This is a genomic window from Streptomyces albireticuli, assembly GCF_002192455.1.
GTDB classification, from domain to species: domain Bacteria; phylum Actinomycetota; class Actinomycetes; order Streptomycetales; family Streptomycetaceae; genus Streptomyces; species Streptomyces albireticuli_B.
In genome coordinates, this window is sequence record NZ_CP021744.1 from 4337767 (window position 1) to 4351523 (window position 13757).

The 13757-nt window shown below is 71.9% G+C and carries 14 protein-coding genes and 4 tRNA genes; 13 read left to right on the forward strand and 5 right to left on the reverse strand.

Annotated features, from left to right (window positions below; translation table 11 throughout):
- The first annotated feature begins 2 nt into the window (after positions 1-2).
- The 4 genes from SMD11_RS18725 to SMD11_RS18740 all read left to right on the forward strand — a co-directional run bounded on the left by SMD11_RS18725 (position 3) and on the right by SMD11_RS18740 (position 4630).
- A complete protein-coding gene (locus SMD11_RS18725) occupies positions 3-1583 on the forward strand; it encodes a complex I subunit 4 family protein (protein ID WP_087927539.1) in 1581 nt (526 codons plus the stop codon).
- Entirely contained in the window at positions 1583-3115 is a 1533-nt protein-coding gene (locus SMD11_RS18730) for an NADH-quinone oxidoreductase subunit N (RefSeq protein WP_087927540.1), read from the forward strand. The genes SMD11_RS18725 and SMD11_RS18730 overlap by 1 nt, the downstream gene beginning before the upstream one ends.
- A 150-nt stretch (positions 3116-3265) precedes the next feature.
- Positions 3266-4129, forward strand: a complete 864-nt coding sequence (gene htpX, locus SMD11_RS18735) for a zinc metalloprotease HtpX (RefSeq protein WP_087927541.1) — start codon at positions 3266-3268, stop codon at positions 4127-4129.
- Positions 4130-4237: 108 nt separating this feature from the next.
- Positions 4238-4630 carry a YccF domain-containing protein gene (locus tag SMD11_RS18740; protein WP_087927542.1) on the forward strand — a complete coding sequence of 131 codons (393 nt, stop codon included), beginning with the start codon at positions 4238-4240 and terminating at the stop codon, positions 4628-4630.
- Positions 4631-4737: 107 nt separating this feature from the next.
- Here the strand turns inward: SMD11_RS18740 and SMD11_RS18745 are convergent, their stop codons facing one another.
- Entirely contained in the window at positions 4738-5226 is a 489-nt protein-coding gene (locus SMD11_RS18745) for a YajQ family cyclic di-GMP-binding protein (RefSeq protein WP_087927543.1), read from the reverse strand.
- A 186-nt stretch (positions 5227-5412) separates the two neighbouring features.
- On the opposite strand from SMD11_RS18745, the gene SMD11_RS18750 reads away from it, so the two are divergent.
- Positions 5413-5494: transfer RNA gene (locus tag SMD11_RS18750), tRNA-Tyr, on the forward strand.
- A 116-nt stretch (positions 5495-5610) separates the two neighbouring features.
- On the opposite strand, the gene SMD11_RS18755 is transcribed toward SMD11_RS18750, so the two are convergent.
- Positions 5611-6267, reverse strand: coding sequence for an NAD(P)H-binding protein (locus SMD11_RS18755; RefSeq protein ID WP_087927544.1), 657 nt, complete (start codon positions 6265-6267; stop codon positions 5611-5613).
- A 55-nt stretch (positions 6268-6322) separates the two neighbouring features.
- Entirely contained in the window at positions 6323-7594 is a 1272-nt protein-coding gene (locus SMD11_RS18760) for an amidohydrolase family protein (RefSeq protein ID WP_087927545.1), read from the reverse strand.
- Positions 7595-7788: 194 nt separating this feature from the next.
- Between SMD11_RS18760 and SMD11_RS18765 the strand changes: the two genes are divergently transcribed.
- From SMD11_RS18765 to SMD11_RS18790, 6 genes are all read left to right on the forward strand, one after another.
- Positions 7789-7861 (forward strand) — tRNA-Thr (locus tag SMD11_RS18765).
- A 50-nt stretch (positions 7862-7911) separates the two neighbouring features.
- Positions 7912-7984 (forward strand) — tRNA-Met (locus SMD11_RS18770).
- 84 nt (positions 7985-8068) lie between these two features.
- Positions 8069-8233 carry a 50S ribosomal protein L33 gene (rpmG, locus tag SMD11_RS18775; protein WP_087927546.1) on the forward strand — a complete coding sequence of 55 codons (165 nt, stop codon included), beginning with the start codon at positions 8069-8071 and terminating at the stop codon, positions 8231-8233.
- A 100-nt stretch (positions 8234-8333) separates the two neighbouring features.
- Complete coding sequence (locus tag SMD11_RS18780) at positions 8334-8786, forward strand: MaoC family dehydratase N-terminal domain-containing protein (protein ID WP_087927547.1); 453 nt, start codon at positions 8334-8336, stop codon at positions 8784-8786.
- Positions 8786-9217, forward strand: coding sequence for a MaoC family dehydratase (locus SMD11_RS18785; protein WP_087927548.1), 432 nt, complete (start codon positions 8786-8788; stop codon positions 9215-9217). The genes SMD11_RS18780 and SMD11_RS18785 overlap by 1 nt, the downstream gene beginning before the upstream one ends.
- A 271-nt stretch (positions 9218-9488) precedes the next feature.
- On the forward strand, positions 9489-10544 hold the full coding sequence (locus tag SMD11_RS18790) for a UDP-N-acetylmuramate dehydrogenase (protein WP_087930600.1): 1056 nt from the start codon (positions 9489-9491) through the stop codon (positions 10542-10544).
- A 108-nt stretch (positions 10545-10652) separates the two neighbouring features.
- On the opposite strand, the gene SMD11_RS18795 is transcribed toward SMD11_RS18790, so the two are convergent.
- Positions 10653-11696, reverse strand: coding sequence for an adenosine deaminase (locus SMD11_RS18795; protein ID WP_087927549.1), 1044 nt, complete (start codon positions 11694-11696; stop codon positions 10653-10655).
- A gap of 134 nt (positions 11697-11830) precedes the next feature.
- Positions 11831-13078, reverse strand: coding sequence for a pyridoxal phosphate-dependent aminotransferase (locus SMD11_RS18800; RefSeq protein WP_159395320.1), 1248 nt, complete (start codon positions 13076-13078; stop codon positions 11831-11833).
- A 206-nt stretch (positions 13079-13284) separates the two neighbouring features.
- Here SMD11_RS18800 and SMD11_RS18805 point away from each other — a divergent pair.
- A tRNA-Trp gene (locus SMD11_RS18805) sits at positions 13285-13357 on the forward strand.
- Between the two features lie 109 nt (positions 13358-13466).
- Positions 13467-13757 carry a preprotein translocase subunit SecE gene (gene secE, locus SMD11_RS18810; protein WP_087927551.1) on the forward strand — a complete coding sequence of 97 codons (291 nt, stop codon included), beginning with the start codon at positions 13467-13469 and terminating at the stop codon, positions 13755-13757.

Below are 13757 nucleotides of genomic sequence, written 5' to 3' on the forward strand. Positions count from 1 at the left end.
ACATGAGTCACACCGTCATGCAGTACCTCCTCGCCGCCGCACTCGTCCTCCCCCTGCTCGGCGCCGTCGCCGCCCTGCTCCCGGCCCCGCCCGGCCTCAAGGGGAGCAGCCCCGAGCAGGCGGTGCTCCGGCACGGCGTCACCGTCACAGGCGCCGTGCTCGCCCTCACCGTCGCGCTGGCCGCCGGCTTCGACCACGACCGCCCGGCCCGGATGCAGGGCACCACCGACATCAGCTGGATCCCCTCCCTCGGCATCCGGATCCACCTCGGCGTGGACGGCGTCTCGCTCCCCCTCCTCGTCCTGACCGCGCTGCTGACCTTCCTCTGCGCGCTGTACAGCTACGGCTCACCCCCGCGTGAGCGGGGAACCAGCCCCAAGGCATTCGTCGCGCTGATCCTCGTGCTGGAGTCCGGCACCCTCGCGAGCTTCGCCGTCCTCGACCTGATGCTGTTCTTCCTGGCGTTCGAGATGGTGCTGATCCCGATGTACTTCCTCATCGCCCGCTGGGGCGGTGACGGCCGTGAGCGCGCGGCCTGGCGGTTCATCCTCTACACCCTGCTCGGCTCCGTCGTGATGCTGCTCGGCCTCCTCCTGCTCGGCATCAAGGGCGGCACGTTCGACATGGTGGCACTGGCCACTGACAACGGCTCGAAGCTGAGCCACACCACCCAGCTGATCGCCGTCCTCGCCATCGGCGCCGGACTGGCCGTCAAGGCCCCCATGTGGCCCCTGCACAGCTGGCTCCCGGACGCCCACACCGCGGCCCCCACCGTGGGCTCGGTGCTCCTCGCGGGCGTCCTGCTGAAGATGGGCACCTACGGCTTCGTCCGCATCGTGCTGCCCATCGCCCCCGAAGGAGCCCACACCTTCGCGCCGTACCTGGCCGCCTTCGCGGTCGTCGGCATCATCTACGGCTCCCTGGTCTGCCTCTCCCTGGCCCGCACCGGCGCCAAGGGCGACCTCAAGCGCCTCGTCGCCTACTCCTCCGTCGGCCACATGGGCTTCGTGCTGCTCGGCATCGCCACCATGACCCCGACCGGCGTGAACGGCGCGCTCTTCGCCAACATCGCCCACGGCCTCATCACCGGCCTGCTGTTCTTCCTCGTCGGGGCCGTCAAGGACCGCTACGGCACCAGCGACCTCGACGCCCTCTCCGGAGCCACCGGCGCCGCGCTCTACGGCAAGGCCCCGCGCCTGGGCGGCCTGCTCGCCTTCGGCGCCGTCGCCTCGCTCGGGCTGCCCGGCCTGGCCGGCTTCTGGGGCGAGATGCTCGCGATGTTCGGCTCCTTCCGCCCCGCGGAGGGCCTCAGCCGCCCCGCCTTCCTCACCTTCATGGCCCTGGCCGGCTTCGGCACCCTGCTCACCGCCGCGTACATGCTGATCGTCGTGCGCCGGGTGTGCATGGGCGGCGACGGCGAGGGCAGGCCCGCGCACGAGCCCGCGCTCGCCGACGTCCGCACGTACGAGTTCGCCGCCTGGACCCCCCTCGTCGTCCTCACCGTCCTCGCCGGACTCTGGCCCGCGGCCCTCCTCGGCCTCACCGACCCGGCCGTGTCGCAGCTCCTCCGAGGAGGCAACTGATGGGCTCCCTGGTCCAGTCCGTCGACTGGCTCGCCATCGCCCCGCCCACCATCACCGCGGTGGTGGCGCTCGTCATCCTGGTCGCCGACCTCTTCCTGCCCGAGGGACGGAAGCCCCTCCTCGGCGTCATCGCCCTCGTGGGCCTGGTGCTGGCGGGGCTCTCCCTGCTGCCGCTCCTCGACGGCGACCGCTCCACCTTCTGCCTGACGTCGTCCGGCACCCAGGCGTGCAGCTACACGGCGGACCACTTCACGCTCGTCATCCAGTTCCTGGTGCTGGGCGGCGCCCTGCTGACGGCCCTGCTGTCCGTGAGCGACCTCGTGGACTTCTCGCTCCCCTCGGGCGAGTACTGGTTCCTGCTGCTGTCCTCCGCCGCGGGCGCCGCGCTGCTGCCCGCCTCCCGGGACCTCGCGACCCTCGTCGTGGCCCTGGAGGTGGCCTCGCTGCCCGCGTTCGCCCTCGTCGGCATGCGCCGCGACGACCGCAAGTCGTCCGAGGCGGCCCTGAAGTTCTTCCTGTCGTCGGTCACCGCGACCGCCGTCATGCTGCTCGGCGTCAGCTTCGTCTACGCCGCCACCGGCAGCCTCCACCTCACCCAGGTCGCCGGGGGCCTGCCCGGCGACGGCACCCGCCTCGGCGTCCTCGCCCAGACGGGCGTGGCCCTCACCCTCGTCGGCTTCGCCTTCAAGACCGCGGCCGTGCCCTTCCACTTCTGGGTGCCCGACACCTACGTGGGCGCGCCGCTGCCCGTCGCGGCCTACCTCTCCGTCGTCGGCAAGGCCGTCGGCTTCACCGGTCTGATCCTGGTGACCGTGGTCGCCTTCCCGTCCTACGCGGACGTCTGGGGCCCGGCCCTCGCCGTGCTCGCCGCCCTCACCATGACCGCGGGCAACGTCGCCGCCCTGCGCCAGCGCGCCGACCGCGCCCACAGCGCGGTACGCCTGCTCGCCTGGTCCTCCGTCGGCCAGGCCGGCTATCTGCTGGTGCCGATCGCGGCCGCCGGGTACACCGGCGACCCGGCGCACGCCATCGGCTCCACCGTCGCGTACGCCCTGATGTACGCGGCCGTGAACCTCGGCGCGTTCGCCGTCGCCGCGCTCGTCGCCCGTACGAGCCCGGCGCACCGCCTCGCCGACTACCGGGGCCTCTACGCCCGCCGCCCGCTCGCCGCCCTCGCCCTCGGCTTCTTCCTGCTCTGCCTGGCCGGCCTGCCGCCGGGCGTCATCGGGCTGTTCGCCAAGGTCACGGTCTTCTCGGCGGCCGTCGACGCGGGCCTGGGCTGGCTGGCGGTCGTCATGGCGGTCAATGTCGTGATCGCCCTGTACTACTACCTCCAGTGGACGGCGCTGCTCTTCCGCCCGGCGGAGGAGCAGGCCGCGGGACCGGCCGCGGAGGCGGGGGAGGAGCCGGAGGCCCCCGCGCGCGTCCCGCTGCCGCTGGCGGCCGCCATGGCCCTCGCCGCGGTCCTCGGCATCGTCCTGTCGGGCGCCCCGCAGCTCGTGCTCCGCTTCGCCTCGGGGGCGCTGCTGTAGCCGGCGTCACCCGTAAGGCCCAGCGTGCCCGCCCGTGCGCGAGGGAACCAGCTGTGCTCATCTGGCGTTGACCGAACGAGAAGGTTCCACTGGAAGGTGGAAGCGCCACAGCAAAAGGGTTCCCCTGCCGCACCACTTGGAGGGCGTACCGTGCACCGCCGGCACAACGGGCTCAGGACCGCCGTCCTCCTCGGAGGCCTGTCCGCGCTCATCATCGTCATCGGCAGCCTGTTCGGGCGTACGGGCCTGATCGTCGCCGTCCTGGTGGCCCTCGGCACCAATGCCTACGCCTACTGGAACAGCGACAAGCTGGCCCTGCGGGCGATGCGCGCCCGGCCGGTCAGCGAGTTCGAGGCGCCCGCGCTCTACCGCATGGTGCGCGAGCTCTCCACGGCCGCGCGCCAGCCGATGCCCCGGCTGTACATCTCCCCGACCGAGGCGCCCAACGCCTTCGCCACCGGCCGCAATCCGCGCAACGCCGCGGTCTGCTGCACCGACGGCATCCTGCGCCTGCTCGACGAGCGGGAGCTGCGCGGCGTCATCGGCCACGAGCTCAGCCATGTCTACAACCGGGACATCCTCATCTCCTCGATCGCCGGCGCGCTCGCCTCGGTGGTGATGTTCCTGGTCAACTTCGCCTGGCTGATCCCCTTCGGCAGATCCGACGACGACGAGGGCCCCGGCATCCTCGGCATGATCATGATCATGCTGCTGGGCCCGATCGCGGCCTCCCTCATCCAGCTCGCCGTCAGCCGCTCCCGGGAGTACGAGGCGGACGCCTCCGGGGCCCGGCTCACCGGCGACCCCCTGGCCCTGGCCTCGGCGCTGCGCAAGCTGGAGGCGGGCACCCAGCGGCTCCCGCTGCCCCCGGAGCCGCGCATCGAGACCGCGAGCCACATGATGATCGCGAACCCGTTCCGCGCGGGCGAGGGCATGTCCAAGCTCTTCTCCACGCACCCGCCGATGGCCGAGCGCGTCCGCCGCCTCGAAGGCATGGCCGGCCACCGCCCCTGAGGGGCGCCGGGCCCCTCTCCCGCAGGTCAGCCGGGGACCCCGGCAACCACGGCGCCGCCCGTGGTCGTCCCCCTCGCTAGGAGCTGTTTCGCGTGGGAGGCTGTTTTTATGAGGTTCATCCTTAATGTCATCTGGCTGGTCCTCTGCGGACTCTGGATGGCGATCGGCTACGTCGTGGCCGGATTGATCTGCTGCATTCTGATCATCACCATTCCCTGGGGCATCGCGTCCTTCCGGATCGCCTCCTTCGCCCTGTGGCCCTTCGGCCGGACGACGGTGGAACGGCGGGACGCCGGCGCGGGATCGCTGCTGGGCAACGTCATCTGGTTCGTCTTCGCCGGCTGGTGGCTGGCGCTCGGCCACATCGTCACGGGCATCGCCCTGTGCGTCACGATCATCGGCATCCCCCTCGGCATCGCCAACTTCAAGCTGGTGCCGATCTCCCTGATGCCGCTCGGCCGGGAGATCGTGCCGACGGACCGCCCCTTCGCCACCCGCTGACAACAGGGGCCGCGTCAAGGCCCCTTGAACGCCGCGAGGGCGCCCCACCGGACAACTCCCGGTGAAACGCCCTCACTGCGCGCCTGGCCGCCTCGCGGTACGGCGGACTAGCGGTAGTTGACGAACTGGATCGCGAAGTCCAGGTCCTTGCCCTTGAGGAGGGCCTGGACCGCCTGGAGGTCGTCACGGCTCTTGGAGCTGACGCGCAGCTCGTCACCCTGGACCTGCGCCTTGACGCCCTTCGGGCCCTCGTCGCGAATGATCTTGGCGACCTTCTTCGCGTTCTCCTGCGAGATCCCCTCCTCGATCGAGGCGAAGATCTTGTACTCCTTGCCGGAGGGCTGCGGCTCGCCGGCGTCCAGGGACTTCAGCGAGATGCCGCGCTTGACCAGCTTGGTCTCGAAGATGTCGAGAACGGCCTTCACGCGCTCCTCGGCGTTGGCCCGCATCTCGATCTTCTCGCCGGACCACGCGATCGAGGCGCCGACGCCCTTGAAGTCGTAGCGCTGCGAGATTTCCTTGGCGGCCTGGTTGAGGGCGTTGTCGACCTCCTGCCGCTCGACCTTCGAGACGATGTCGAAACTGGAGTCGGCCATATTGAGTTGGCTCCTCGTACGTAGATCCATCAGGGGTGCGGCCGGGGTGCCGCCCCGCCAGCCTAGCCACCCGGGGGCCGGTGAGCGGTGAGGAATCGAGTGGCGGACCACCCCAGGTCATCGGGTATGGTTTACGTCGTTGCCACGGAGCACCACCGCAAGGCGGAATCCGGGGCGGCAACCCTTGGCGGTGTGCCCGAGTGGCCAAAGGGAGCAGACTGTAAATCTGCCGGCTCAGCCTACCCAGGTTCGAACCCTGGCGCCGCCACATGCGAAGGCCCTCTCCTTACGGAGAGGGCCTTCTGTGTTGTCCGGGGGAGTCCCCGGGCCGATGATCATGTGATCTGCGGCACGTGCGAACGGATCAGGCCGCCGGGATCGCCCTCACGCCACGCTCTTCACGGCCTCCGCCACCGGCGTGTCGCCCCCGACCAGCTCCAGCGTCCGGCCCGCCGTGCCCGGCTCGGTCAGCAGGGCCGCCAGGACGGCCGCGACGTCGTCGCGGGTCACCTCGCCCCGGCCGGTGGACTCCGCCAGCCGCACCAGGCCCGTCCCGGGGTCGTCCGTGAGCCGGCCGGGCCGCAGGATCGTCCAGTCCAGACCGGCCCGTGAGCGTACGTCCGCGTCCGCGGCGCCCTTGGCCCGCAGGTAGGCGGCGAAGACCGGATCCGTACCCTCCGGAGGCTCGCGGTCGGCGCCCATCGAGGAGACGACCACGAAGCGCCGGACCCCGGCCGCCTCCGCCGCGTCCGCGAAAAGGGCCGCGGCTCCCCGGTCCACGGTGTCCTTGCGCCCGATGCCGCTGTCCGGCCCGGCGCCGGCCGCGAAGACGGCCGCGTCGGCGGACTCCAGGTGCCGTACGAGATCGCCGACCGTCGCCGACTCCAGGTCGCACACGACCGGTTCGGCACCCGCGGCGAGCAGGTCACCCGCGTGTGCCGGCCGGCGGACGACACCCGCGACCTCGTCCCCGCGCCCGGCGAGCAACCGCTCCAGCCTCAGCGCGATCCGACCATGTCCACCTGCGATGACAATGCGCATGATCCGACCGTACGCGCTGTGCCGCGCACCGCCAGAGGGCCGCGCGGCACGGGCCTCAGGACGGCTCGCCGCCGCGGGAGGACTGCCTCGGCAGCTCCAGGGCGGCCGCGGCGGAGGTGTCGCAGTACTCGCGCACCGCGCTCGTCCGGGCCACCACCCGGCCGCGGTGCACCACCAGGCGGCTGTACGCGAGCGAGAGCACGCCCTCGATCCGCTCGCCGCGCACGGCCAGCAGCTCCGCCGGGAAGCCCGCCTCCACCCGCACCTCCGGCAGCCCCATGGCGGCCCGCGCCCGCCCGCTCACCGCCTCGTAGGCCTCGTCCGGGCGCAGTTCGCCCCGGGAGGCCAGCAGGAACGCGGCCTCCAGCGGGTCGCCCCGGCCCACGGGGTTGGCCGCGTCCCGGAGCGCGCCGCTGCCCGCGGTCACCCGCACCCCGGCGGCGCGCAGCAGCCGCACCGGCGCGCAGGTGGAGACCCGCGCTCCCCGCTGTTCGAGCGTGCCGCAGTCACCCTGCGGCAGGCACGCCACCGTCACCCCGGCCGCCGCGAGCCGCTCGGCGGCCCGCGCGGCCGGCTCGTAGGGCATCCGGGCCAGGCCGCCGCAGGGGCCGAGGGTGACCCCGGGGCGCAGGCCGCCGGCCATCGCGGCGAGCCGGGCGAGCCGGGCCGGGTCGTCGGCGTCCGTGTGCAGGTCGACGGGGCAGCCGTGCTCGGCGGCCACCCCGAGCGCGACCTCGGCGTAGCCGATCGGGTCCGGGTCGAGGTCGGGGCAGCCGCCCACGGCCGCGCCCATCTTCACGGCGTCGCGCAGCATGGCCAGGCCGTCGGCCCCGGCGGCGCCGGTGAGCAGCCGGGGCACGGCGACCGTGCCGAGGTCCGTGAGGCCCCGCAGGGCCCGCCGGGCCTGGAGCACGGCCTCCAGGGAGCGCAGGCCCTCGACGTCGCCGATCCGGACGTGCGCGCGCAGCGCCGTGGCGCCGTGGCCGAGCTGGAGCAGGGCGGCCTCGGTGGCCCGGCGCTGGACGTCCTGGGGGGCGTACGGGACCGGGCCGTCGGCGTCCGCGGTGAGCGCGGTGCCGGGGTGGGCGTGCGGCTCGGCGGGCGCGGGCAGCAGCAGATAGCCGCCGAGGTCCACGCGGGGGCCGGGGGCGAGGCTGCCGGCGGTGCCGACCGCCTCGATGCGTCCGTCGCTGAGGCGCACGTCCACGGTGCGGCCGTCGGCGAGCCGGGCGCCGCAGAGCAGCAGGACGCCGTCGCCGGGCGGCGCGGCGGGCGGAGTGGCGTCTCCCCCCGGGTTTTTCGGGGGCTGCGGCTGGCTGTCGGGCATCGCGCTCCTCCGGGGGCCGGGGCGTGCATGATCACGCAGCGTGTTCCGAGCGTAGGGCGCGTTCGGATCGGCTTCGAGCAGGCGACGAATAGTCGTACTGGTGTGGTGCCGAAGAGCCGGGAAGCGGTCCGTGGGGCGGCCTCCGGATACGGATTTCACCTTCGGCGGCCAACCGTGTAATGTCTTCCTCGCTCGCCCCAATAGCTCAGTCGGCAGAGCGTCTCCATGGTAAGGAGAAGGTCTACGGTTCGATTCCGTATTGGGGCTCTGGTGTGTGGGGGTTCCTCACCTTCGGGTGAGGATCTCTCCTGCATCACAGCGGTGTAGCTCAGTCGGTAGAGCAAGCGGCTCATAATCGCTGTGTCACCGGTTCAAGTCCGGTCACCGCTACATGTAGTAGCCGATTGTGGGGTCGGTCCTCCGATCGGCTACTCTTGTCTGCGTTCATCCGTCCATCCGTCAAGGAGCACTCACGTGGCTGCCACCGACGTCCGCCCGAAGATCACGCTGGCCTGCGTGGAGTGCAAGGAGCGGAACTACATCACCAAGAAGAACCGGCGTAATGACCCGGACCGTCTTGAGATGAAGAAGCACTGCCCTCGCTGCAAGGCTCACACCGCGCACCGCGAGACGCGATAAAGACAGGCTAGCTCGTGAGGCCGTCCCCATCCTTGGGGGCGGCCTCGCGGCATATCTCCATCCTTTTCCACGCAAAGTCCAGCCAGGAGGTAACGAGCCCATGGCGCTCGACCAGTCCTTCGTCGGACGGACCTACCCGGCCACCGATCCGTACGAGGTCGGCCGGGAGAAGATCCGTGAATTCGCCGAGGCCGTGGGCGACGCCCACCCGGCGTACACCGATCCCGAGGCGGCCAAGGCGCTCGGTCACCCCGATGTGATCGCCCCGCCCACTTTTGTGTTCGCCATCACGTTCCGGGCCGCCGAGCGCGTCGTCCAGGACCCGCAGCTGGGCCTGGACTACAGCCGCGTGGTGCACGGCGACCAGAAGTTCGCCTACAGCCGCCCGGTCCGCGCGGGCGACCGCCTGTCGGTCACCTCGACGATCGAGTCGATCAAGTCCATGGCGGGCAACGACCTCGTGTCGGTCCGCGGCGACGTCCACGACGAGCACGGCGAGCACGTCGTGACCGCGTACACGATGCTGGTGGCCCGCGCGGCCGAGGAGGCGTGATGGCTGCCCGGATTTCCTTCGACGACGTCGAGGTCGGCCAGGAGCTGCCGTCCCGGAGCTTCCCGGTGACGCGCGCGGACCTGGTCCGCTACGCGGGCGCCTCCGGCGACTTCAACCCGATCCACTGGAACGAGAAGTTCGCCAAGGAGGTCGGACTGCCGGACGTCATCGCGCACGGCATGTTCACCATGGCCGAGGCCGTCCGCGTGGCGACCGACTGGGCCGGTGACCCGGGCGCCCTGGTCGAGTACGGGGTGCGCTTCACCAAGCCGGTCGTCGTGCCGAACGACGACGAGGGCGCGGTCATCGAGGTCGGCGGCAAGATCGGCGCCAAGGACGACGAGGCCCGCACGGTCCGCGTCGACCTCCTGGTCAAGAGCGCCGGACAGAAGGTGCTGGGCATGTCCCGGGCCGTCATCCGCCTCGCCTGAGACCGGCCGGCAAGCAAGGTAAGGGGCGTCCGCAACGGCGGGCGCCCCTTACGCATGCCCGGGCGGGCGGCAGACGACGACGGAGGGTGACGGGGCCGCAGGGGGTGCCCCGGAATGCTGCCGGATATTTGCGGGCGGCGGTTCGGAGCGCCTCCCACAGGAACGGCTCCCGCCCGTAAATATCCGATTCCGGGGCACCCCCGGAGGCCCCGGCGCCCGGCCCGCACCACGGCCCCCGGACCCCGGCGGAGCTCCCCGTACCCTTGTGCGCGTGCAGGAACTCCACGATGCCCCCCTCGCCCCCCTGACCACCTTCCGGCTCGGCGGCCCCGCCACCCGGCTCGTCACCGCCGTCACCGACGACGAGGTCGTCGCGGCGGTCCGCGAGGCCGACGCGGACGGCACCCCGCTGCTGATCATCGGCGGCGGCAGCAACCTCGTCATCGCCGACAAGGGCTTCGACGGCACCGCCCTGCACATCGCCACCAGCGGCTTCACCCTCGACGGCACCGACCTCGAACTCGCCGCCGGCGAGAACTGGTCCGACGCCGTCGCCCGCACCGTCGAGGCCGGCCTCGCGGGCATCGAGTGCCTCGCCGGCATCCCCGGCTCCGCCGGCGCCACCCCCATCCAGAACGTCGGCGCGTACGGCCAGGAGGTCTCCCAGACCATCACCGAGGTCGTCGCCTACGACCGGCACGCCGGCGAGACCGTCACCGTCCCCGGCGCGGACTGCGATTTCTCCTACCGCCACAGCCGCTTCAAGCAGGACCCCGCGCGCTACGTCGTCCTCCGCGTCCGCTTCCGGCTGGAGGACGCGGACGGCCTGTCCGCGCCCCTGCGCTACCCCGAGACGGCCCGCGCCCTCGGCGTCGAGGCCGGCGACCGGGTGCCCGCCGCGACGGCCCGTGAGACGGTCCTGAAGCTGCGCGCGGGCAAGGGCATGGTCCTCGACCCCGAGGACCACGACACCTGGTCCGCCGGATCCTTCTTCACCAACCCGATCCTCACGTCCGCCGAGCACGAGGCGTTCCTGGCCCGCGCGGCCGAGCGGCTCGGGGCGGACGTCACGCCGCCGGCCTTCCCGGCGGGGGACGGCATGGTCAAGACGTCGGCCGCGTGGCTGATCGACAAGGCGGGCTTCGCGAAGGGGTACGGCTCGGGGGCGGCGCGCATCAGCACGAAGCACACGCTGGCGCTGACGAACCGGGGTGGGGCCACGACGGAGGACCTTCTCGCGCTTGCGCGCGAGGTGCGGGACGGGGTGCGTTCGGCGTTCGGGGTGACGCTGGTGAACGAGCCGGTCACCGTGGGCGTCAGCCTGTAGGGGGTACGGGCTGGTCAGGCGTTCCGGCTGCGGGTCCGGTTGTGCCCACCCTCCCCCGGCTACCGCTGGGGGTGCCCCCAGCCCAGCGGAACGACTGCCCACTACCTGTCAGGACGCGAGCCACTCGTCGACGCCGCCCAGCAGCCGAGCCTGGACGTCCGCCGGGGCCCGGGAGCCGCGGATGGACTGGCGGGCCAGTTCCGCCAGCTCCGGGTCCGTGAAGCCGTGGTGCTCGCGGGCCAGCTCGTACTGCGCGGCGAGGCGGGAGCCGAAGAGCAGGGGGTCGTCCGCGCCCAGCGCTATCGGCACGCCGGCGTCGAAGAGCGTGCGCAGCGGGATGTCCGAGGGCTTCTCGTAGACGCCCAGGGCCACGTTCGACGCGGGGCAGACCTCGCAGGTCACCCCGCGCTCCGCGAGCTTCCGCAGCAGCCGGGGGTCCTCCGCCGCCCGCACCCCGTGGCCCACGCGGCCCGCGTGCAGGTCGTCCAGGCAGTCCCGGACGCTGCTCGGGCCCGAGAGCTCGCCGCCGTGCGGCGCGGCCAGCAGGCCGCCCTCACGGGCGATCTGGAAGGCGCGGTCGAAGTCACGGGCGAGCCCGCGCCGCTCGTCGTTGGAGAGGCCGAAGCCGACCACGCCGCGGTCCGCGTAGCGCACCGCGAGGCGGGCCAGGGTGCGGGCGTCCAGCGGGTGCTTCATGCGGTTCGCGGCGACGAGGACGCGCATGCCCAGGCCGGTCTCCCGGGAGGCGCTGTCCACCGCGTCGAGGATGATCTCCAGCGCGGGGATCAGCCCGCCGAGCCGCGGGGCGTAGGAGGTGGGGTCGACCTGGATCTCCAGCCAGCCCGAGCCGTCGCGGACGTCCTCCTCGGCGGCCTCGCGGACCAGCCGCTGGATGTCCTCGGGAGAGCGCAGGCAGGACCGCGCGATGTCGTACAGGCGCTGGAAGCGGAACCAGCCGCGCTCGTCCGTGGCGCGCAGCTGCGGAGGCTCGCCGCCGCTCAGCGCCTCGGGGAGGTGGACCCCGTACTTGTCGGCCAGCTCCAGCATGGTCGACGGGCGCATGGACCCCGTGAAGTGCAGGTGCAGATGGGCCTTCGGCAGCAGTCGAAGATTTCTTTCAGCGGCTCCGCCGCGGGCACGGACACTCTCCATCCCAGGATCTTGCCGTACGAGCATGACAACCGGAAGGGAGTTTCCTTGAACGGGCACCGAATCGGGCACGGCCCCGAAAAGACTTGCGGGCCCCCGGCGGCAGCCGGAGGCCCGCGAGCGGGGGAGGGCAGGCGTTACGCCTTGGCCTCCGCCAGCAGCTTCTGGATCCGGGAGACGCCCTCGACCAGGTCCTCGTCGCCCAGGGCGTAGGACAGCCGCAGGTAGCCCGGGGTGCCGAAGGCCTCACCGGGGACGACGGCGACCTCGACCTCGTCGAGGATCAGCGCGGCCAGCTCGACGGAGGTGGCGGGGCGCTTGCCGCGGATCTCCTTGCCGAGCAGCTCCTTCACGGACGGGTAGGCGTAGAACGCGCCCTCCGGCTCCGGGCAGAGCACGCCGTCGATCTCGTTCAGCATCCGCACGATGGTCTGCCGGCGGCGGTCGAAGGCGACGCGCATCTCGGCGACGGCGTCCAGGTCGCCGGAGACGGCGGCCAGGGCGGCGATCTGTGCGACGTTCGACACGTTGGACGTGGCGTGCGACTGGAGGTTGGTCGCGGCCTTGACCACGTCCTTGGGGGCGATCAGCCAGCCCACGCGCCAGCCGGTCATCGCGTACGTCTTGGCGACGCCGTTGACCACGATGCACTTCTCGCGCAGTTCGGGGACGAGCGCGGGCAGCGAGGTGAACTTCGCGGCGCCGTAGACCAGGTGCTCGTAGATCTCGTCCGTCAGCACCCACAGGCCGTGCTCGGCGGCCCAGCGGCCGATGGCCAGGGCGTCGGCCTCGCTGTAGACGGCGCCGGTCGGGTTGGACGGGGAGACGAAGAGGACGACCTTGGTGCGCTCGGTGCGCGCGGCCTCCAGCTGCTCGACGGAGACCCGGTAGCCGGTGGTCTCGTCGGCGACGACCTCCACCGGGACACCGCCCGCGAGGCGGATCGACTCGGGGTAGGTGGTCCAGTACGGAGCCGGGACGATGACCTCGTCACCCGGGTCGAGGATCGCGGCGAACGCCTCGTAGATGGCCTGCTTGCCGCCGTTGGTCACCAGGATCTGGGCCGGGTCGACCTCGTAGCCGGAGTCGCGGAGCGTCTTCTCGGCGATGGCCTTCTTCAGCTCGGGGAGCCCGCCGGCCGGGGTGTAGCGGTGGAAGCGCGGGTCGCGGCAGGCCTCCACGGCGGCCTCGACGATGTAGCCGGGGGTGGGGAAGTCGGGCTCACCGGCGCCGAAGCCGATCACCGGGCGCCCGGCGGCCTTCAGGGCCTTGGCCTTGGCGTCCACGGCGAGCGTCGCGGACTCGGAGATCGCCCCGACGCGGGCCGAGACCCGGCGCTCGGTGGGGGACTGTACGGGGGGCTGGGAAGGGGTCGCAGCGGTCATACCCGCATCGTCGCAGACCGCGGCCGAAGGGGGCACTCGCCCGGGGGAAGCGGCGGCGGAAGGCCCCTTCCCCGGGTGTCCCGGGCGAAGCTGTTCGACGACGGCCGCCGGAACACGTACACTCATGGCTCGTTGGCCCCTCACAGGCGATCCGATCGACGCACAGCGTGCGTACGACCGGATGCTGTACGTTGAGGGAACCACAAAGGGTCGTAGCTCAATTGGTAGAGCACTGGTCTCCAAAACCAGCGGTTGGGGGTTCAAGTCCCTTCGGCCCTGCTACACGCATCTTCACCAGGTTGCGTGCTTGCGTAGGTAATGAAATGCACCGCCGTGCGGCTCAACCGGGCGCGGCACGGCTCACGACCCGGATTCAGGTGAGGACGTAGTGACGGAAGCCCTTGGCTCCACCGCGACGCCTGAGAGCGGTCGTCCCGAGGACGAGGTGGCCACCAAGAAGGGCCGCCGCGGTGGGAAGCGCGGGAAGAAGGGCCCCTTCGGCCGCCTCGCGCTCTTTTACCGTCAGATCGTCGCCGAGCTCCGCAAGGTCGTCTGGCCCACGCGCGGCCAGCTCTCGACTTACACCACCGTGGTGATCGTCTTTGTCGTCATCGTCATCGGCCTCGTCACCGTGATTGACTATGGGTTCTCCAACGCCGTCAAGTACGTCTTCGGCTGA

Bases quoted from the DNA above. Each gene is read 5' to 3' on its own strand.
- SMD11_RS18725 (WP_087927539.1), top strand. From the start codon at position 3: ATGAGTCACACCGTCATGCAGTACCTCCTCGCCGCCGCACTCGTCCTC.
- SMD11_RS18730 (WP_087927540.1), top strand. From the start codon at position 1,583: ATGGGCTCCCTGGTCCAGTCCGTCGACTGGCTCGCCATCGCCCCGCCC.
- SMD11_RS18740 (WP_087927542.1), top strand. From the start codon at position 4,238: ATGAGGTTCATCCTTAATGTCATCTGGCTGGTCCTCTGCGGACTCTGG.
- SMD11_RS18745 (WP_087927543.1), bottom strand. From the start codon at position 5,226: ATGGCCGACTCCAGTTTCGACATCGTCTCGAAGGTCGAGCGGCAGGAG.
- SMD11_RS18755 (WP_087927544.1), bottom strand. From the start codon at position 6,267: ATGCGCATTGTCATCGCAGGTGGACATGGTCGGATCGCGCTGAGGCTG.
- SMD11_RS18760 (WP_087927545.1), bottom strand. From the start codon at position 7,594: ATGCCCGACAGCCAGCCGCAGCCCCCGAAAAACCCGGGGGGAGACGCC.
- SMD11_RS18780 (WP_087927547.1), top strand. From the start codon at position 8,334: ATGGCGCTCGACCAGTCCTTCGTCGGACGGACCTACCCGGCCACCGAT.
- SMD11_RS18785 (WP_087927548.1), top strand. From the start codon at position 8,786: ATGGCTGCCCGGATTTCCTTCGACGACGTCGAGGTCGGCCAGGAGCTG.
- SMD11_RS18795 (WP_087927549.1), bottom strand. From the start codon at position 11,696: ATGGAGAGTGTCCGTGCCCGCGGCGGAGCCGCTGAAAGAAATCTTCGA.
- SMD11_RS18800 (WP_159395320.1), bottom strand. From the start codon at position 13,078: ATGACCGCTGCGACCCCTTCCCAGCCCCCCGTACAGTCCCCCACCGAG.